This is a genomic window from Hufsiella arboris, assembly GCF_009834875.1.
GTDB lineage: Bacteria > Bacteroidota > Bacteroidia > Sphingobacteriales > Sphingobacteriaceae > Hufsiella_A > Hufsiella_A arboris.
Genome location: NZ_WVHT01000012.1, coordinates 45,070 through 65,344 on the forward strand (window position 1 = coordinate 45,070; position 20,275 = coordinate 65,344).

Consider the following 20,275-nt stretch of genomic DNA (forward strand, 5'->3'; position numbering starts at 1 on the left):
AAATTATACTGCGTTCTTTGGTTTGTATCTTGATTTATTCAATATCTGCTGACTGTCGCTATCTTGCATCAATTGCTGAACGGTAATATCAGGATTTTCCTGCATATATTTTTTTACTATTTGCCAGCCGATGTAAACTCCAAGCTTAGGAGCCGATTCATTCTTTTCACCTAATTCCGGCGTAAACGGAGCTTCGGTTAAATAACCCTGTATCTTCATATAATCGGATTCATATAAAAGGTTCTGATCCAGGAAATAGCCGTAGATATCCCCTTCATAATCCTTGCACCACTGAAGCTGTTTGGATGTATAGCCAATCTTTAAACTGTCGGATAAATCCGGCATGACCTGATCCATAAAATACATGATCTTCCCATTATAGATCATCTTGTCAAGCAATGTGGTTGAATTATCCTTCTCAGGAAAAAGCTCTTCCCGCGTAAATGCCTCCATAACACGTGGAGTAATATTTTCCGGCGTAAAGCGACGTGAAACATATGCCGGTATGCTTTCAATCAGTGCCGGGTAAAACTTTGAATGTGAACCCAAAAACATATCAAGACCGATACCTATGTAATCATTTCCGATTGGTGTTTGCACCGTGAAGCCGGAGAGAAACGAAATAAGTCGTGGTACTTTTTGCTTCGGATAGTAATACAAAATATGCTTAAAGGCATCGTTCAATTCATTCTGCACGCCGTTCAGATCAGGAAACGTCTCATCAACCGTTTTCGATAACTCTTTGTAATCCTTTTGCTGCAAAACCACACGCAGATTCTTATAATACGAAGTATCGCTGGGATCGCCCACGTTCAACATTTCGCGCATGTAATCGTTATAAAAAAAACCGTATTGTTTTTGCAGTTGCGGCGCTTTTACAGAAAGATTTGTTTGATCGAGTTCCTTCATCGACTGATCGAAGCGTTCTATTTTAAGATCAAGGTTAATATTGCTTACGTCTACCTTCTTTCTATTGCTGCATGAGGCAATGAATATGCTAATAAAAAAAAACAAATAGATTTGCCGGGATTTCAAGTACATTTTATTTTAGAGAAAAGCGAAAATATGAAACCATCATGATTTCTTCAAAATTCGGAAACGGGATGACATAAATCATGATAGCTTCGTCACCATTAAAACAACAAATTAATAGATGAAAAAACAGCTTCTGCTAATTGCCATCATTGTGTTAAGCGTAATTATTCTGCCATCATTATCCAAAGCGCAGGAAAAAGAAAAGAATTTCAGGTTGGGCTTTACTGCGACGCCGACTTTTGGATGGATGGATTTTAAATCCGGATATACACCTGGATCAAACGGCGATGGCTTACGAACAGGGTTTTCATATGGCGTACTTGGCGATTTCGGCTTCTCGAAAAATTATTACTTTTCTTCAGGATTTTTAGTGACCACGATCAATTCGAAGGTAAAAACTGTGGCATCAAACAGCGGACCGGGTTCCGACATTTCTAATGCGGTTTACAAACTTCAATACCTTGAACTGCCTTTAACTCTTAAGCTTAAAACAGATCCTGGAAAACTAGTTCGATTTTACGGGCAATTCGGCTTGGGTACAGGAATAACGATCGGAGCAAAACGTGATTTCAAGTTAACGAGTAATGGAATAGTGACGGCCGACGAAAAAAACGTTTCGATTGATAACGAAAAAACGTTTCGCTTAAGTCTTATTGCAGGTGCCGGCGCTGAATGGAACATTGGGGCTAACACCAGCATTTTAACCGGTGTGACACTAAACAATGGTTTTACAGACGTGTTTTCTAATGGGCAATCAGCCCGAAATTCGTATGTAGCCTTAAACCTAGCGCTGTATTTTTAATATGAAACCATCATGTGTATGAAAAAACTTCGTCGCACATGATCGCCTCATCATCATTTAAAAACAATCTATTCTCTGATGAAAATCGCACTCGCACAACTGAACTACCACATTGGAAACTTCGAATCCAATACCGATAAAATTATAGCTGCTATTGAAAAAGGGAAACAGCTGGGCGCCGACCTTGTCGTTTTTGCAGAGTTATCGGTATGTGGTTATCCGCCGCGTGATTTTTTAGAGTTTACGGAGTTTATTGAGCTTTGCGAGAACTCCGCCAAACAGATTGCTGCTGCAACCAGCGGCATCGCCTGCATTATTGGTCTGCCGACCATCAATAATAATCCGCTTGGTAAAGACCTCTACAACTCGGCGATGTTTATTGAAAACGGCGAGATAAAAGAAACGATCCATAAAACACTTCTGCCAAACTACGATGTGTTCGACGAGTACCGCTATTTCGAACCTTCTCAAACCACAAAATGCATTGATTTCAAAGGAAGCAGAATTGCCTTGACAATCTGCGAAGATCTTTGGAATATAAATGATAATCCGCTTTACATAGCCAACCCGATGGATGTGCTAATCGAAGAAAAGCCTGATTTGATGATCAACATCGCGGCATCACCATTTTCGTATAAACATGACGATGAACGCGACAAAGTATTGAGCGACAATAGCAAAAAATACAAACTTCCCTTGCTGTACGTGAACCAGGTTGGCTCTCAAACAGAGATCATTTTTGATGGAGGTTCCACAGTTTACGATGCAGATGGAAATCTGCTCGACGAAATGAGCTATTTCTCTGAGGATTTCAAGATCTATGAATTTGATAAAGGAGAAATTCTCGGCCTTGAGCCAACTATGCATAGTCCGCAAAGCGATGTCGAACAGATTCATGATGCATTAATTTTAGGCATCAGGGATTACTTCGAAAAATCCGGTTTTAAACAAGCGGTTCTTGGGCTTTCGGGAGGAATTGATTCCGCCGTAGTGTGCGCCTTAGCAGCAAAGGCCCTCGGTTCGCAAAATGTAATGGCCGTTTTAATGCCCTCAAAATTCTCGACGGCCCATTCAATAAAAGATGCGATCGATCTCGTAAATAACCTTAACTGTAAACACGAGATCGTGGCCATTAAGGACGCAGCACAAGCATTTGACAACATGCTGAAACCTGCTTTTAAAGGCCTGCCATTTAATATTGCCGAAGAAAATATCCAGGCACGATGCCGTGCTGTCGTAGTGATGGCAATGTCGAATAAGTTTGGCTACATTCTTCTGAACACATCCAATAAAAGCGAAGCGGCGGTAGGGTACGGAACGCTTTACGGCGACATGGCTGGTGCAATCTCGGTCATCGGCGATGTTTATAAGACACAGGTCTTTGAACTGGCGAAATTTATCAACAAAGACGGCGAAATAATACCGGTTAATACGATTGTAAAACCCCCTTCGGCCGAATTGAGGCCAGATCAAAAGGATTCAGATTCACTTCCTGAGTATGATATTCTTGACAAAATACTCTACGAATACATCGAGTTAAAGAAAAGTTCAAGAGACATTATCGCCCAGGGCTTTGACGAAACGACCGTTCGCCGGGTTCTGAAACTGGTCAACATTGCAGAATTTAAACGCTACCAAACTCCGCCGATTTTGCGGGTTTCGCCTAAAGCATTTGGGATGGGAAGGCGGATGCCGATTGTTGGCAAGTATTTGATGTAGGCTTGCCAGACGTCAGACACTTTAAAAGTGTCAGACATCTACGATCCACAATCCTTAGACACTGCTTCCAAAGTCTACCGAAGCCTTGCCCAGAAGCCTTCGAAGCTGCATCGAATGGAACCGGATGCTGCATTGAAACCGACTGAAAGCTGCATCGAATCCGACTGGAAGTACTTGGCGGGAAGAGTTTCCAAGTACTTGTCGACAGACCAGAAAAGTATCCATGGTCTTCGGATGAATTGTATGAAAAAGGTGTTGATAACTTCTGCTTTCTAACAGATTATCGTGAAGATTTCTGAGTTGATGGTTTCCGTCTGTGGGGACACAGACCGAGGACCGTTACCCATCTATGAAATTAACTATTTAAAAAGCTAAAGTCGTGCTAATAACCACCGATAGTCCTGCCCTTCACTCATACTGCTCAGGCCTTATTCACAAGCCGGTATCCGTTACGGTCAGGTTTATAGTGAGCGGATGATCCTTCGAATCGAACCAACCGGCACAGAATGTATTTTGAATTTTTTGTCCCAGAAGGGTCTCTCAAAGAGGACCCTTCATCACCGGAATTTTTTGCTTTGTTCTTTTAAATTGCCCAACAACTAACAAGACTAAAAACACCCCGCTTCCCAAACATCCTGCGAAGGCTATATAATCACCATGCTTCACATAAAACGTAAGCGACTCGTTCAGGTTAATATCCTGCTTTAAAGCTGCCGGAACCCACCATTTTGTTTTCTGTACAACATCGCCGCGCTGATTAATAAAAGCTGAAATACCGGTATTCGCGGAACGAGCAACCCAGCGCCTGGTTTCAATAGCTCTCAATTTTGCATAATCCAGGTGCTGATCTTTGCCCGAGGTATTTCCCCACCAGCCATCGTTGGTAACGACTGCGATAAACTGTGCCCCTTTTTGTACGTAGTCAGCTACATAACTGCCCCAAATTGATTCGTAGCAAATAACCGGCGCCGAACCGATTCCGCTTTGAGAATAAAAAACACTGGCTTCTTTTTGTCGCCCGTAGCCACCGGTTGTGCCGCCGAAGGCTGCAAACGCAGGTTTCAAAAAGCCGAGCGCGCTGGAATACGGGGTCTGCTCCACACCCGGGACCAATTTCGATTTATGGTAAAAATCTACCTTGGCCGAATTTTCTATTTGAATCGCCGCATTAAAGCTGTCGAAATACAATCGTGAGTTAGGATCAAATCTGGCGGTCTCCGTTTTAGCAGTATCATAGATCGCATAACTTTCGATACCTGAAATAACGTTGCCGTTTTTGTATTTAGCTAAGAAATTCTGGACGGTTAAAAAATCCCTGTTATCCCTTATCCGCTTTTCATCAACTTCAGCGGGGATTGCCGTTTCAGGCCAGATGAAGTATTCCGTATTTGGTTGGCCAATAGAATCAGAAAGCCTGATGAGATGATCAACCTGTTGCGATGAAGGGATCGAACCGAATTTTTCGTACGGATCAATATTCGGCTGAACAACTACCACGTTTGCCGGATCGGATTTTTCTTCGTATCTCATGTATATCACCAACGATACGATAACCGGCACCAGGATAAGCGACATGCTCCCGATAAAATAGTTCTTTCCCTTTTTTAAATCAGCGGCTTTAAACGCATAATACGTTTCTAAAACCAGGATATTGGACAATAAAATCCATAAAGTTCCCCCGTAAACGCCGGTCCATTCATACCATTGCGCCAGCTGATGAAACTGCGCAAAGCCGTTTCCTAATGTCATCCATGGGAAAGCCAGGTCCCAGCTTTGATGCAGATATTCGTAAGCGATCCAGAAAGAAATAAGGCCCGCGTAGCTCAACCATTTAGTGGTCACTTTTCGCAATCTGTAATAAAGCCAGAAAGCGAACGTCATTAAAATTGCTGCCAGTCCAAATGGAATTAACGAAATAACTATCGCTACATACCAGGGCATAATCGCATGTAGAGAGTTGAAAACCCAGTAAATGCAGGATGTATTCCAGATAAAAAATGTGGCTAAGCACAGATTAAAAATCGTTTTACCTTTTCTTTTTAAATCAGTTGCTAAGATATTATCCACTGCAAATAACAGCGGCACAAAAGCACCCAAAAGTAACGGCGAAGTAAACGGCATCGGCGGCCATGCCAGCCACAATAAAAAAGCGCTGCTAAGCGCCACGGCATAATTCTTTCTCACTTAAAACTGCGATAAAATATCAGCTTTCTTTTGTTCGTATTCCTCCTGGGTGATCAACTGCTTTTCAAACAGCGTTTTCAACTTCACCAGTTTTTGGGTCATTTCATCTTCAGGGGTTTCAATTGGTTTCGGCGGTTCGGGGGCTGGTTCCGTTTGAATACTCACCGGAATTGAAGCCGCGTTTTGGATACGTTTTTCTTCAAGCTCAGCTTGCTTTCGCATCTCCCGTTCTTTATCCAGCTGCTGATTTGAAAACTGGTAAAGCTTCCTCGCCTGAACTTTGGGAATATATTCTGTGGTAATATTTTCGCCAGACAAAGGAACGGCGGTGAATTTTGCACCGAAAAATTCTTCCTTAAATGAAACTTCTTTTAAATCTTTCCATGAGAATATTTCGAAGTTGGTTGTTAATCCCAGGTTGCCGGGAATACAAAAGAAAATTCGCTTATCGGTAATTACAATCGAATCAGGAATCAGCGTCACAGCCGGTTTTTTCTGCACGGCGACGTAGAGAATTGATTCACCCCCTGTAAGCATGTCCTTTAATTTCGTCAGAACCTTTTCAACGGTTTTCGGCTCTTGTTCGTCAGTTAAATATTGGTCGGTCCACATGGTTATAGTCTGTTTCTTATTTTCTAATTCGAAGTTAATCACAATTGGTTTAAGGTATTTGTGATAGTATCTAAAATCGTTTATATGAATAACTTGTTTCTAAGAGTGTTGCGTTAAATGAGACGTGTCAATCATCAGAAGCGCAAGGCAGGTACTACTATCTAAGTCCTTCCCGCTGTACGCTCATACGCCTGCAGGCATTACGCGCTAGCCGGTATCCGCTGCCATCGGGGCTAAAATGCAAATTTTAAGCATCTATTAACGCTGGCCGTCCGATAAAGTTGCAAAACAGAACCATTTTAAACCCGGGCGAAGCGGATACCGGCATTGTGGCTAATGCCTTGTGCAGTATGAGCAAAGAACGGGACTGCCATTAATTGGAACACTGAAATTGCTTTTCAAAATAAAGACAAAATCTTCGTCTCTTCACGCACCAATTTTACATTCACTCTAGCTTTTATTTCCTCTAGGTGTTTGTTAAAACGTTTCTTAGCTCATCAAGCTATTCCCTTATACCATTCTCAAATATCACCGTAATTCTATTCGCCATTCCCTTCACGCCATTCCCTATTTCCATCTTTACTCCTCTTACTCTTCACCTTTTCCCTTCCTTCCACGCAAATCACAAACTCACCCTTTAACACATTTGTCTCGAAATGAGTTTTCACTTCTTCCAACGTTCCGCGAACGGTTTCTTCAAACATTTTTGTCAGCTCGCGCGAGACAGATGCTTGCCGTTCAACGCCAAAATATTCACCGAACTCTTCGAGTGTTTTCAAAAGCCTGTGTGGCGATTCGTAAAATATCATTGTCCGCTCCTCTTCTACCAGCTCCTTTAAACGAGTTTGTCGGCCTTTTTTTACGGGCAAAAATCCTTCAAATGTAAAACGGTCTGCCGGCAACCCTGAGTTAACAAGCGCTGGAACAAAGGCTGTGGCTCCAGGCAAACACTCGACATCCAGGCCGTTTTTTAACGCTTCGCGCACCAGGAAAAACCCGGGATCAGAAATTGCCGGAGTACCGGCGTCGGATATTAACGCAACATTTTTCCCTTCTTTTAAAAACCGGACGATCTCGGTAGCCGACTGATGTTCGTTGTGCTGATGGTGCGAGAAAACTTTCTTGTCAATACCAAAATGCTTGAGAAGCGGTGCGCTTGTCCGGGTGTCTTCAGCCAGAATTACGTCAGCATCTTTCAAAACACGGATCGCTCTGAATGTCATATCCTCCATATTACCAATCGGAGTTGGCACCAGGTAAAGCTTGCTCATATTTAATTTCGGTCGATTGGCAAGTGATAGTATATTTGCCAAAAAACAATTTAATGCTGCAAGTTAATTATATCCGCGAAAACAGGGAAAAGGTTTTAGAGCGATTAGCTGTTAAAAATTTCAAACAGCCGGAACTAGTTGATCAGATTATTTCCGTAGACGAAGACAGAAGAAAAACTCAGGCAGAACTTGATACACTCTCGGCAGAAGCGAATAGCGCTGCCAAGCAAATCGGCGAGTTAATGCGCCAGGGAGAGAAAGCAAAGGCTGAAGAGATCAAAGCCAAAACATCTTCGTTGAAAGAGCAATCCAAAACTTTGTCGGATAAACTGGCTTCATTGGAGAATGAGCTTTTTAGCAAAATTGTGCTTCTCCCTAACCTGCCGCATACCACCGTTCCATTGGGTTCAACACCAGAAGAAAACACTGTTGTTTTAGAGCATGGCCAAAAGCCGCAGCTCCCTGAAGGAGCGTTGCCGCACTGGGAATTAGCCGCGAAATACGATATCATTGATTTTGAACTTGGTGTTAAAATAGCCGGCGCCGGATTCCCGGTTTATAAAGGAAAGGGCGCCAAATTACAACGCGCTTTGATCAATTATTTTCTTGACAAGGCGGATGCCGCCGGATATTTTGAAATACAGCCGCCGGTTGTTGTAAACGAAGAATCAGGTTTTGGAACAGGGCAGCTTCCCGACAAGGAGGGCCAGATGTATCATGTTACGGGCGATAATCTGTACCTGATTCCAACCGCAGAAGTTCCGATCACCAATTTATACCGCGATGTAATCGTTAAGGAAGAAGAATTCCCGATCAAGAACTGCGGGTACACACCATGTTTCCGCCGCGAAGCCGGTTCATACGGCGCACATGTTCGCGGACTCAATCGTTTGCATCAGTTTGACAAAGTAGAACTTGTGCAGGTTGTACATCCGGACAAGTCATACGAAACTTTGGAGCAAATGAGTACGTATGTGCAATCTCTTTTACAAGAACTTGGTTTACCTTACCGCGTTTTAAACCTGTGTGGCGGCGATATGAGTTTCGGATCAGCAAAAACTTATGATATGGAAGTTTGGAGTGCCGCCCAATCACGCTGGCTGGAAGTTTCTTCTGTAACCAACTTCGAAACATTTCAATCCAACCGGTTGAAACTGCGTTTCAAAGGCAAGGAAGGTAAAACGCAGCTGGCTCATACGCTTAACGGTAGCGCGTTGGCGTTGCCTCGAATTGTTGCATCGATTTTGGAGATAAACCAAACGGAGAAAGGAATTAAAATTCCGGCGGTGCTGGTACCGTATACGAAGTTTGAGTATATAGATTAGATTGGTTAGATATGGTTACTCCTTGAATATTGGTGTAAAAGTAAATTTATAATATTTTGAAGCGCACTGCAGCTACAACTATTATTGGTTGTTCCCGCTGTGCGCTTTTACTCCTTACCCTACCAACATTTCCCTACGCTTCAGTTGCGGGGGTAACCGCTTCCATCGTGGCTAAAATCAATAAACCGGGTGACAGCGATAGTTTTGCCAGGTTGGCTCCTTCTCCCGTTGGAGAAGGTTGGCATGAGGCGGCAAAACTTTGGCCAAAACACGGGACTATCACAACCGACGACCTAAGGAACCTGCTTTTCAAGAAATTGTATTAGCATTTTAGATTTTAAAAAAAGGCGCCTTATACATCAAGCTTTCTAACGTCAACTTCTGCTGTCATCCAAAAAGTTATTCCAACAAATTAATTCCAATTGCTAAACCTAATCTTATAACACTTGTTGCTTCTTCATGGCAACACAAGAACAAAAAACATGGTTCATCACCGGCGTTTCCGGCGGGCTAGGAAAAGCAATCGCGGTGGAGGCTGCAAACAACGGTTATGTCGTTTTTGGAACTCTGAGAAAAAGAGAGCAGGTGGATGAGTTTGATAAACTTGTTCCGGGGAAAACGTTTGGCGTTCTGCTTGATGTAAATAAACACGATGACATACAAACTGCGATTGACACGATAATCGACAAAACAAACCGGATTGATATATTGGTAAACAACGCAGGTTACGGTTTATTTGGCGCTATTGAAGAAGTAAGCATGGAGGAAGCAAGGCAGCAAATGGAAACGAATTTTTTTGGCGCTTTAGCGGTTACTCAAAAGGTTTTGCCGATCATGCGACAGCAGCGGTCGGGAAACATTGTTCAGATATCGTCAATGGCTGGAATGAACGCCAATCCGGGTGTGGGTTTATATAACGCTAGTAAGTTCGCTTTAGAAGGTTATAGCGAGGCGCTATCAAAAGAAGTATTGCCTTTAAATATTTTTGTCACTATTGTTGAGCCGGGCCCTTTTCGTACCGAATGGGCCGGACCGTCGTCGAAAAGAGCGGAAAAACTTATAGAAGACTATAAAGAAACTGCTCATGTTGTAATCAACCGCATAAACGGATATTCAGGTCAACAGCCCGGCGACCCGGAAAAAGCAGCAAAAGCAATTATCAAAGCTGTTACCAGCGAAAAGCCGCCCCTGCGTTTACCGCTTGGCGAAGCTGCTGTAAATGGTATTCTGGATAAGCTTAAATCAGTGGAACAGAATATTAATGATTGGAAAGAAGTATCGTTAAATACTTCATTTTAACTGATCTAAAACCGCAAACATCTTCTGCCTTACTTCCTTCGAGCTGCCATTATAATTGTTTACGATAAAAGAAAATACCAGCGGAACACCCGATGATGAAGTTTGGTAACCGGCGTAAGCTAAAGCATCATTGATTGTTCCGCTTTTCATTCGCATGCCGTTATAAACCGGCAGGCTTTCAAAGTAATATTTAAACCAGGGCTCCTTTTTTACAGTTTGAAGAACTTTAGCCATTGTTAACGTAGTAATCCGCGTGCCCGGCGATAAGCCGCTTCCGTCAATTGTGTTCATTGAATTTTCGTCGATTCCGGCCCTTTGCCTCCAAAAATCTTTTACGATTTCAACGCCGTTCGCTGTAGTAACTTCTTTTCCTGCTTTAAGTGCCATTGTTTTCACCAAATGTTCACCATACAGGTTAATACTTTTCTGGTTGAACCAATACACAATTTTTGTCAGATCAGGCGAGGTTTGATTGGCGATAATTTTAGACGGCGGGGAAAAAGGTTGTTTACTCGCTGATAATATTCTGGTGGTTGTCTCTAACCCGGATACTTTCATTCCTGATTTATTCAGTTGGCTTTTAAACTCTGCCGCAAACGTTAATGCGGGATCCGGAATCGAAGCGGCAATCGTCTTTTCCAAATCAATTCCGTAGGTTCCTCGTAGATAAATGATATTCGAATAGGGTGATGAAAACGCATAAACTTCATCGCCGCTGCCGGATTTGCCAGTGGTGAGCTCGTTCACAATCTGAACTGAAGTCAAAGCTGGTTCCGTTCGTACCAACTGAACCGGATCGCCGACTTTTGTTCCGGGACGTAAAATCAGGTCGAGTTGGTTTTCCCGCCAGGTTAATGAATTTGGACCGGCGCCGTAATAATTCCCGATATCCTGCCATATCCACCCGGTGGGCAGCGTCTGCGTTCCGAATAGATGATCGTCCGAAATTACTCTTCCATTAATTTGTTTAATGCCTGATTGCCTTACTGCGTCTGTAAATTTCTTTAAGATCACTTCCGGCTTCGTGTCCTGGTATCTTTCGCTTCCAAACGTCGGATCACCGGCTCCCGTAATAATTAAATCCCCATTTAAAGTTCCGGATGCATCTATAACGCCCGAGTAACCCAATGTTGTTTGATAAGTAAAATTAGGCCCTAACAAGTAAAACGCTGTCGCGGAAGTAACCGTTTTTAACGTTGAGGCAGAAGCTAATCCCATATTCGAATTTTTAGAGAATACGATCTCGCCAGTCTCTGCATTAAGCACGGTTAAGGAAGTGGTTGCGTATTTGAACTGGCTGTCTGATTCAAATTTCGCATATGCTCTCTCAATTTTTTGCGTTATTGTTTGAGCAAATGTATCCAGCGAAAGGACCAGGAAGAATAGCAAAGCCAGTTTTTTCATACGCCTAAAATAATCAAACTGATTCCATGCCGGTGTATTGAATTTGTTTCAAACGATCATTGTGCCTCAAGAAATAATTGCCTCATAAAAATATCCGTTTGCCGTTGTAATAATTTATTCCTTATTTTGGCAAAACGTGTACAAAACAGGTTTTTCAGGCCTGATGAGTAAGAGAAGTATGATGAAAAAAACGTTGGCAATCGCGATGTTTTGTGTATCGGGAATCGCGTTAACTGCCCTTCCCTCGAAAGCAGAAACTAAAACAGGTAATCCGGACAACGGAGTTACGCAAGTCCGCACCGGAACGCCAAAAACCCTAACCCAGGAAATTGAGCTAAGCCAAAACGCGATTGTAAAAAGCTATATCAAGGCTTTTTTAAATCAGAAGGAACGCTTTGGCAGGATGCTGGGCCTATCGAAATATTACTTTCCTATTTATGAGAAGGTATTGAAAGAACATAACATGCCTGACCAGCTGAAATACATTTCTGTGATTGAATCGGCATTAAATCCACACGCAGTTTCAACCGCGGGCGCTGCCGGTCCATGGCAGTTCTTAAATGAAATCGGCAAACGTTACGGACTGGCAGTGAACGATTCGCTGGATGAACGCCGCGACCCCTTGCTTGCCTGCAACGCCGCCGCAAATTATCTGCAGGAATCTTACAACATGTACGGCAACGACTGGCTCGTGGCAATCGCATCTTACAATGCTGGCCGTAACAATATTAAATGGGCCATGGAAGATTCCGGTGGTAAAACAAATTACTGGGAACTCAGGAAGTATCTCCCGGCTGAAACGCAAAGTTATGTTCCGGCGTTTATTGCAACGGTAATTATCATGAACAACCCCGGGAGATACGGCATCGAGCCGATCATGGGGGATTTCCCGGTTGACACAAAAACCCTTCAGCTTAAGAAATCGTTCTCAATGGAGAACGTTGCGAAAGCGGCAAATATCAGTCTCGACCAACTTTGCGCATTAAATCCGGCTTATAAAAAATTAACTGTTTATTGTACAGAGAAATCGCCAAAAAGACTTGTCCTGCCAATTTTACCTGGATTTGCATATAATGCTGTTTACAAAGAATTAGGATTTCCTTTAGATCCGGATTTGCCAATGGCACCGAAAGTGATTAAATATTACATTTCGTACCGGGTTCAGCAAGGTGATACGTTTGATGTTATCGCCGAGAAATTCAAAATTACGCCGGAAGAAGTTAAGCGCTTGAACAAAATGAATGACACATCGGTGTTAACGCCTGGAATGATGTTGCAGATTGGGCAGGGGTAGGTGGTTGATTATGGATTTTTAGCAGATCTTTCATGTTTCGAATACGTTGTTTCCTAAAATTAAACAGTTCGGCGACGTCGATTTTTGGCAACTAAAAGAAGCTGAGGCCATTGAAATGTAGGCCAATTTTTTATTTTTTGAAAATGAAAGCATCTGCTACTATTGAAATGCAGTCCGGCTATTCGTTCATACTGCACAGGCCTTAGTCACAGGCCGGTATCCACTCCTATCCGGTTTAGCCCTAACGGTTGCTGCACAAAAACTGGCTTGGTCGCAGGGGCTTCGTTGCCATGAAAGTTTGTCTTGGTGCAATAAACGCGGGTGAAGCGGCAGTTTTTACCGGGCGATAAATTCAAAATTGCAGACATCTTCGTGGTAAAAACTACAGCGAAACACAGGACTATCGGAACCAAAAAGAACCGGAATTTGCTTTTCAAGATTAAAAAAAGCTTCATGATACCCTTCAACTCTGCTCGGGTGATATGCACTGAATCATTTGCTTTGCGAGATGATTTATTAAAGGCATTCTCGTCTCCACATTGGGCACAGTTGAAGCACTATCACTACTTATTGCTACTAACAAAAACAGCCGGCCTAATTGAGCAGCTGTTTAATTGTTATTTACGAGAAAGATTTCTCTTACGCCAAAACCTCTTCTTTAAGCAGTCCCTTTTTAAGCAATACTTCCGCAACCTGAACCGCATTGGTAGCTGCCCCTTTACGTAAGTTATCGGCAACAACCCAAAGGTTCAACGTCTTGTCCTGCGACTCGTCGCGGCGAATACGGCCAACAAATACTTCGTCTTTTTCGTGAGCATCTTTAGGCATTGGGTACAACGCATTTGCCGGATCATCAACAACGACAACACCTTCTTGCTGTTCTAAAATCTGACGAACTTCTGCCAGGTCGAATTCATTTTCAAATTCAATGTTTACAGCTTCCGAATGACCGCCCATCACCGGAATACGAACTGTTGTAGCCGTAACACGGATGGACTCATCGCCCATGATCTTTTTAGTTTCGAGGATCATTTTCATTTCCTCCTTCGTGTAGCCATTATCCTGGAAAACGTCGATCTGAGGAATTACGTTAAGGTCGATCTGGTGAGCATAAGCTTTCGGACCTTCGATACCATTGCGTTCATTCATCAGCTGATCCACCGCCTTTACACCAGTACCGGTTACAGACTGGTATGTTGAAACCACAACACGTTTGATTTTGTATTTATCATGCAGCGGTTTTAAAACCACTACCATCTGGATAGTTGAGCAATTCGGATTCGCTATAATTTTATCGTCAGCAGTTAAAACATCTGCATTCACTTCAGGAACGACCAATTTTTTGGTCGGATCCATTCTCCATGCCGAAGAATTATCAATCACCGTAGTGCCGACTTCTGCAAAACGCGGAGCGTCTTTTAAGGATGTCGATCCACCAGCCGAAAAAACAGCAAGCTCTGGTCTTAAAGCAATTGCGTCATCAATCGTCACAACTTTGTACTTCTTTCCCTTGAATTCAATTTCCTTGCCCTTACTCTTTTCAGAGGCTACTGGAATTAATTCTGTTACCGGGAAATTGCGCTCTGCTAAAACTTTCAACATCACCGAACCGACAAGGCCCGTAGCGCCTACAACTGCGACTTTCATCTTGATTTAATTTTACTTAATTGTTTATTTGAATTTATTTGCTATTTTAATTTTAAATTAAAAATACTTTAAACCTATTCTTATCACTGATTTTGGCAAATATGAAGATTTATTTTGTCATTGCGCTGGTTTTGTGCAGCAAAATTACTTTAGCACAATTGTATGAAACGTTTGATGACGGCAATTTTTCGACTAATCCGGCTTGGACCGGAAGCAATTCCTCTGCTGATTTTACAGTAATATCGGACCAATTACACTCCAATTCTACAACGGCAAGCAGTGGTTTCTACCTAAGCACGGAGAATAGCTTGGCCACCAACTGCGTCTGGGAATTCTGGTGTAACTTAAAGTTTGCCACATCCGGAAGTAACTATGTTGATGTATATCTTATATCGGACAAGCAAGATCTGCAGTCCGCAGCCGTCAACGGCTATTTTGTACGCATCGGAAATACAGATGACGAAGTTAGTTTATACAGGCAAAGCGGACCAAAAAGCGGTGCGCAAAAAATTATCGACGGCGCTAACGGAGTCGTATCGTCATCCACGAACAACCTGATCAAGGTACGGGTTACCAGAACGTCAGATAATATTTTTTTGCTTGAACGCGATGGAACCGGGACTGGAACTTCCTACGTTTCTGAAGGCAGTGTGACCGATGCATCGTTTCTGTCAAGCTCATACTTTGGAATTTTTATCCAACAATCAACATCATCATTTTTTCAGAAGCACTTTTTCGATGATATAAAGATTAATCCAATCATTATTGACAGTGATCCTCCAAAGCTCATTTCTGCGACTGCTTCTGATTCCAGTCATCTAATCATAACGTTTAGCGAGGCTGTCGACACGCTCTCAGCCAAGCTGGTAATCAATTATAAACTCGACAACTCGACCATGCCTATATCGGTTAAGCTAACGTCCGATCCAGCTCAATTAATTCTCGATTTCGGCCGTTCGTTTGAAACAGGGAGTCATCGGATTACTGTTTTAAATGTAACCGATAAAGCAGGCAACAAGATTTCAGACTTAAATAAGGCAACATTCACTTATCTCAAACCTTACGTCGCAGCGTGGCACGACATTGTGATTAATGAAATTTTCGCCGACCCATCGCCGCAGATCGATTTGCCATCAACGGAATTTATTGAGATTTATAACAATTCTTCTCATTCTGTAAGTTTAAAAAACTGGAAGTTCAGCGACCCGACAAACATCGCCGTATTACCTGATGATTCACTGAAAGCCGGAGAATACCGGATTTTATGCGCAAAAGCTGACACCGCCGAATTTAAACGTTTTGGGAAAGTAATTGGCGTTTCTCCATGGCCATCTTTAAACAATAGCTCAGATGTCATAAAACTGAAAAACGGTAACGGAATTACAATTGATTCTGTTAGCTACAGCGATGCCTGGTACAAAGATGCTGTAAAGAAACAAGGTGGCTGGAGCCTGGAACGGGTTGATCCAAAATCGGTTTGCCAGGGAAATTACAACTGGACGGCTTCTGTAGATTCAGCCGGCGGAACACCGGGGAGACAGAACTCTGTTTTCAAAAAAGATTACGATCTGACAGATTTCAAGATCGAAAGCTTCAGACGGCCGAACGATACCACAATCACGGTTAAGCTATCCAAACATCTCGATACAAATACATTATTAGCTGAAGCGTTTTCCTCGCAGCCTGCAATTAACTATAAAAATATTTCAGCTGATAGTGAAGGGACTTTAATTAGCCTTACGCATAATTTGCTGACACCGGGAACAAATTATTCTTTTAACGTAATCAGATTAAATGATTGCAGCGGCAAAAACTTAATAGCCAGTCCGGCATTTTTGTTTACAACGCCGAAGTCCATTCCCGAACGCACTGATACCGCGAAGATTCTCATTTCTGAGATCTTTGCTGACCCTTCACCCGAAGTTGGCCTGCCACTGGTTGAATATGTGGAACTTTACAATCCCGGAAAAGACACTATTGATCTCGACGGTTACTCGCTGAACGATGCTACTTCAAAAGGTGTAATAAAGAAAGTTTCTATCTTTCCAAATTCATATCTCATACTTTGCCCGGCAACCGACTCATTGCAGTATAAACCGTTTGGAAAAGTGGGAGGATTATCCCCCTGGCCATCGCTCAATAACTCGTCTGATCAGATCGTTTTAAAAAGCTTTAAAGGAAAGCTGGTTGATTCGGTTTCCTATTCCGATACGTGGTATAAAGATGCGGTTAAAAAGCAGGGCGGCTGGAGTTTGGAAGTGATCAATCCAGATGCCGCATGCAAAAACGCTCAAAATTGGACGGCAAGTAACGATAAATCCGGCGGAACACCCGGAAGAATAAATTCAGTATTCAACAAGAATCAGCCTGAGGCCTTGAAATTATTGTCGGCAACACTTACCGACAACACAACAATAAGATTAAATTTTAACCGGTTGGTCGACAGCATCAGCGCTGTCAAGCTTATAAACTACCAAGTAAACAACGGGCTGGCAGCACCTGGCAACGCGGTATTGATTGGTCCGGATTTTCAAAGTATCGACTTAAAATTCCCATCTATTAAAAGGGGACTTAGTTATAAAATCACAGTTGAAAATTTAACTGATTGCGCCGGCTCGGTCATTTCAAGTGGAAACAATACGGCTGAGTTTTATTATCCTTTTGCTATTGAGAAAGGCGAGATCTTAATTAATGAAGTGCTATTCAATCCCCGGCCTAATGGCGTTGATTTCGTTGAAATCTACAACAACTCAGACAAAACATTTGACTTAAAAGAGTTAAACATAGCAACGATTAAATCGAAAGACAGCATTGAAAGCGTTAAGCAAATCTCTGGCAAAAGCCAGCTTTTCAAGCCTAAGGAATATACAGTACTGGCCTCGGATATAGAAAATATTAAGGCGGAATATCACACCGAAAACTCAGAATCTTTTATAAAACTATCTTCGATGCCATCGTACAATGATGATGAAGGAATCATCGTTTTAATAAGCAATAACCAGCGTATTGACCAGTTGAACTACTCCGAGAAAATGCATTTCCCGCTCATCAAGAATCCGGAAGGGGTGTCATTGGAAAGAAGCTCCTTTAGCAGACCAACCAATGATCCTGGAAATTTCCGGTCGGCAGCCGCAGCAGTTGGTTTTGCAACGCCGGGTTATAGAAACTCACAATTTGTGGATGATGTAAATCCGGAAGACGAAGTTTCATTGTCGTCAAAAACATTTTCGCCAGATAATGACGGCTTTGAAGACGTGCTGAATATCAACTATAAGTTTCCGAATCCAGGAATGGTAGCGAACGTGATAATATATAACAGCCGCGGCGTTACTATCACACACCTCATTAAAAACATGACTCTTCCCGCAACGGGAATTTTTTCGTGGGACGGGCTAAATGAGAATCAACAAAAATCTGCAGTTGGTATATACTTTATGCAAATGGAGGTGTTCAACCTGAACGGAAAAGTTAAAAAATACACAAAGAGCTTTGCATTGGCCGCCAGATTGAATTAAATCCTTCTTAGTTTTCAGCGGCATTCTCTTACATTTGCTATCCGAAAATTATGGTGGAAACGATTTTAGTAATTGGAGCAAATGGCCAGATCGGTACGGAACTGGTAAATCATTTACGTCAGGTTTATGGCAGCAGCCAGGTGATAGCGTGCGATATTCGTCGCCCGGATTATGACATTAAGGATGCTGGACCATTTGAGTTTGTCAATGTTCTTGACAAAGAAAACCTCAAAACAATCTATCAAAAATATAAGCCTTCACAGGTTTATCTGCTGGCGGCCATCTTATCCGCAACTGGCGAACAGAATCCAAAGCTTGCCTGGGATCTGAACATGAACGGGCTTTTAAACGTCCTTGATTTTTGCCTGGAATATAAAACTCATAAGGTATACTGGCCGAGTTCGATTGCCGCTTTTGGACCAAATTCGCCGAAAGCTGACACGCCGCAATTTTGCACAATGGATCCAAATACAGTTTACGGAATCAGTAAACTGGCCGGCGAACGCTGGTGCGAATATTATCATCAAAAGCATGGATTGGATATCCGCAGTTTACGGTATCCCGGACTGATAAGCTGGAAAGCCGCGCCCGGCGGAGGAACGACCGATTACGCCATACATATATTTCATGATGCCTTAAAAAAAGGAACCTATACGAGTTTTTTATCGGCATCTACGGAACTACCAATGATGTACATGGATGACGCCATTCGCGGAACTATCGAATTGATGGAAGCTCCTGCAGAAAATATAAATGTTCGCTCGAGTTATAATTTTGCCGGAACAAGCTTTAATCCCGAACAATTAGCCGAAGAAATCCGAAAACATATTCCTGACTTTAAATTGGCGTATCTTGAAAATGATCCGCGGCAAGCGATCGCCGATAGCTGGCCACGATCAATAGATGATTCAGCAGCACAAACAGACTGGAAATGGAAACCTGAGTTCAGTCTTGCTATAATGACAGAGAGTATGCTAACTAACTTAAAAAAATAAAATCTGAATATGGGAAGAGCATTTGAATTCCGTAAAGAAAGAAAATTTAAAAGATGGGCTAAAATGGCCGTTCAGTTTACGCGCCTAGGCAAGGAGATTGCCATGGCCGTAAAGGCAGGTGGTCCAAATCCTGATACAAACTCACGTCTTCGTACAGCTATTCAAAACTCTAAGGCTGTAAATATGCCTAAAGACCGGGTTGAGGCAGCTATTAAACGTGCTTCAAGCAAAGATGCAGGTGATTACGAGGAACTGGTTTACGAAGGATACGCGCCGCATGGTGTTGCTGTTTTGGTTGAAACCGCAACCGACAATACAAATCGTACCGTTGCCAATGTTCGTAGTTACTTTACTAAAGTTGGCGGGTCGTTAGGCAAAACAGGATCATTGGATTTTATTTTCAGCCGCAAATCAATTTTTCGTTTTGAGCCGGGAGAGTTTGACCTGGAGGAGCTGGAATTAGAATTAATTGATGCGGGTTTGGAAGAAATCTACGTGGAGTCAGACGAGGAAGGGCATGACGTTGCCGTAGTTCAAACTTCATTCGAAGATTTCGGAACCATGCAGAAAGCTTTGGAAGAAAAAGGCATCGAGGTGAAAAGCGCGAAGCTTGAGCGAATTCCACTATCTACGACCGACGTTAGTGAAGATATGGCCGGAGACGTTTTGAAGTTGATTGATAAGCTGGAAGAGGACGACGATGTTCAGGCGGTTTATCATAATATGGCGTAGGAATTCTTAATTTTCGATACTAGTGCAGCGATAGGTTAGATGGCATTTATGATTGATTTGTTATGAAAATGAATGGTTTTGCTGCTATCATTAGGTAGTCCCGCTTTTCCCTGCAAATCCTCAGTCGTACCTCCTTCCGGGTTTTCCGATACAATCGGGTTTAAAATGAATGGAACTGCAATAACCCGACAAGCCGCCAATTCATGTATTGGTAATTAATAGGTTTTCGACTTTCGTCATGGCGGAACAGAACTGTAATAAACCCGGTTGAAGCGGTTACCCCGGAACGAAGCGGTGGAAAGTGCGAAAGAGTGAGGAGTAATAGCAAAAAACGGGGCTGCCGGAACCGATGAAATATGTGTCATTGCTTTCCAAAAATTATTAGCTTTAATCAATTGAATTTTAGAACCTGAACAATCACTAATTTTTAAACCCGTTGAC

The 20,275-nt window shown here is 42.6% G+C and carries 15 protein-coding genes; 9 read left to right on the forward strand and 6 right to left on the reverse strand.

All coding sequences use genetic code 11. The features are described 5' to 3' along the window. Window positions 1-3 precede the first annotated feature (3 nt). On the reverse strand, window positions 4-1,041 hold the full coding sequence (gene gldB, locus GS399_RS18810; protein WP_160846208.1) for a gliding motility lipoprotein GldB: 1,038 nt from the start codon (window positions 1,039-1,041) through the stop codon (window positions 4-6). Window positions 1,042-1,153: 112 nt separating this feature from the next. On the opposite strand from gldB, the gene GS399_RS18815 reads away from it, so the two are divergent. Together GS399_RS18815 and GS399_RS18820 are read left to right on the forward strand one after the other, a co-directional pair. Further along, window positions 1,154-1,837 (forward strand): porin family protein, encoded by a 684-nt coding sequence (locus tag GS399_RS18815; protein WP_160846209.1) that lies wholly within the window; start codon window positions 1,154-1,156, stop codon window positions 1,835-1,837. 78 nt (window positions 1,838-1,915) lie between these two features. Continuing rightward, a complete protein-coding gene (locus tag GS399_RS18820) occupies window positions 1,916-3,556 on the forward strand; it encodes an NAD+ synthase (RefSeq protein ID WP_160846210.1) in 1,641 nt (546 codons plus the stop codon). A 540-nt stretch (window positions 3,557-4,096) separates the two neighbouring features. Here the strand turns inward: GS399_RS18820 and lnt are convergent. From lnt to rsmI, 3 genes are all read right to left on the reverse strand, one after another. Further along, window positions 4,097-5,740, reverse strand: a complete 1,644-nt coding sequence (gene lnt, locus GS399_RS18825; RefSeq protein ID WP_160846211.1) for an apolipoprotein N-acyltransferase — start codon at window positions 5,738-5,740, stop codon at window positions 4,097-4,099. After that, on the reverse strand, window positions 5,741-6,352 hold the full coding sequence (locus GS399_RS18830) for a PH domain-containing protein (protein WP_160846240.1): 612 nt from the start codon (window positions 6,350-6,352) through the stop codon (window positions 5,741-5,743). A gap of 539 nt (window positions 6,353-6,891) precedes the next feature. Next, window positions 6,892-7,623, reverse strand: a complete 732-nt coding sequence (gene rsmI / locus GS399_RS18835) for a 16S rRNA (cytidine(1402)-2'-O)-methyltransferase (RefSeq protein ID WP_160846212.1) — start codon at window positions 7,621-7,623, stop codon at window positions 6,892-6,894. 53 nt (window positions 7,624-7,676) lie between these two features. Between rsmI and serS the strand changes: the two genes are divergently transcribed. The 3 genes from serS (at window position 7,677) to GS399_RS18850 (ending at window position 10,247) form a co-directional block, all read left to right on the forward strand. Further along, window positions 7,677-8,948: a serine--tRNA ligase gene (gene serS, locus GS399_RS18840; protein WP_160846213.1), complete on the forward strand. Its 1,272-nt coding sequence runs from the start codon at window positions 7,677-7,679 to the stop codon at window positions 8,946-8,948. 56 nt (window positions 8,949-9,004) lie between these two features. Next, window positions 9,005-9,274 carry a hypothetical protein gene (locus GS399_RS18845; protein WP_160846214.1) on the forward strand — a complete coding sequence of 90 codons (270 nt, stop codon included), beginning with the start codon at window positions 9,005-9,007 and terminating at the stop codon, window positions 9,272-9,274. Between the two features lie 133 nt (window positions 9,275-9,407). Next, window positions 9,408-10,247, forward strand: coding sequence for an oxidoreductase (locus GS399_RS18850; RefSeq protein ID WP_160846215.1), 840 nt, complete (start codon window positions 9,408-9,410; stop codon window positions 10,245-10,247). On the opposite strand, the gene dacB is transcribed toward GS399_RS18850, so the two are convergent. Further along, complete coding sequence (dacB, locus tag GS399_RS18855) at window positions 10,239-11,651, reverse strand: D-alanyl-D-alanine carboxypeptidase/D-alanyl-D-alanine endopeptidase (RefSeq protein WP_160846216.1); 1,413 nt, start codon at window positions 11,649-11,651, stop codon at window positions 10,239-10,241. The genes GS399_RS18850 and dacB overlap by 9 nt on opposite strands. Before the next feature lie 163 nt (window positions 11,652-11,814). Between dacB and GS399_RS18860 the strand changes: the two genes are divergently transcribed. Then, window positions 11,815-12,945 carry a lytic transglycosylase domain-containing protein gene (locus GS399_RS18860; protein WP_160846217.1) on the forward strand — a complete coding sequence of 377 codons (1,131 nt, stop codon included), beginning with the start codon at window positions 11,815-11,817 and terminating at the stop codon, window positions 12,943-12,945. A gap of 639 nt (window positions 12,946-13,584) precedes the next feature. Here the strand turns inward: GS399_RS18860 and GS399_RS18865 are convergent. After that, on the reverse strand, window positions 13,585-14,592 hold the full coding sequence (locus tag GS399_RS18865; protein WP_160846218.1) for an aspartate-semialdehyde dehydrogenase: 1,008 nt from the start codon (window positions 14,590-14,592) through the stop codon (window positions 13,585-13,587). 101 nt (window positions 14,593-14,693) lie between these two features. Between GS399_RS18865 and GS399_RS18870 the strand changes: the two genes are divergently transcribed. Genes GS399_RS18870 through GS399_RS18880 form a run of 3 tightly spaced genes read left to right on the forward strand, consistent with a single transcriptional unit; the run spans window position 14,694 to window position 19,834 of the window. Beyond that, window positions 14,694-18,107, forward strand: a complete 3,414-nt coding sequence (locus GS399_RS18870) for a lamin tail domain-containing protein (protein ID WP_160846219.1) — start codon at window positions 14,694-14,696, stop codon at window positions 18,105-18,107. A gap of 50 nt (window positions 18,108-18,157) precedes the next feature. Beyond that, window positions 18,158-19,102: an NAD-dependent epimerase/dehydratase family protein gene (locus GS399_RS18875; protein ID WP_160846220.1), complete on the forward strand. Its 945-nt coding sequence runs from the start codon at window positions 18,158-18,160 to the stop codon at window positions 19,100-19,102. A gap of 9 nt (window positions 19,103-19,111) precedes the next feature. Then, window positions 19,112-19,834 (forward strand): YebC/PmpR family DNA-binding transcriptional regulator, encoded by a 723-nt coding sequence (locus GS399_RS18880; protein WP_160846221.1) that lies wholly within the window; start codon window positions 19,112-19,114, stop codon window positions 19,832-19,834. Window positions 19,835-20,275: the final 441 nt, after the last annotated feature.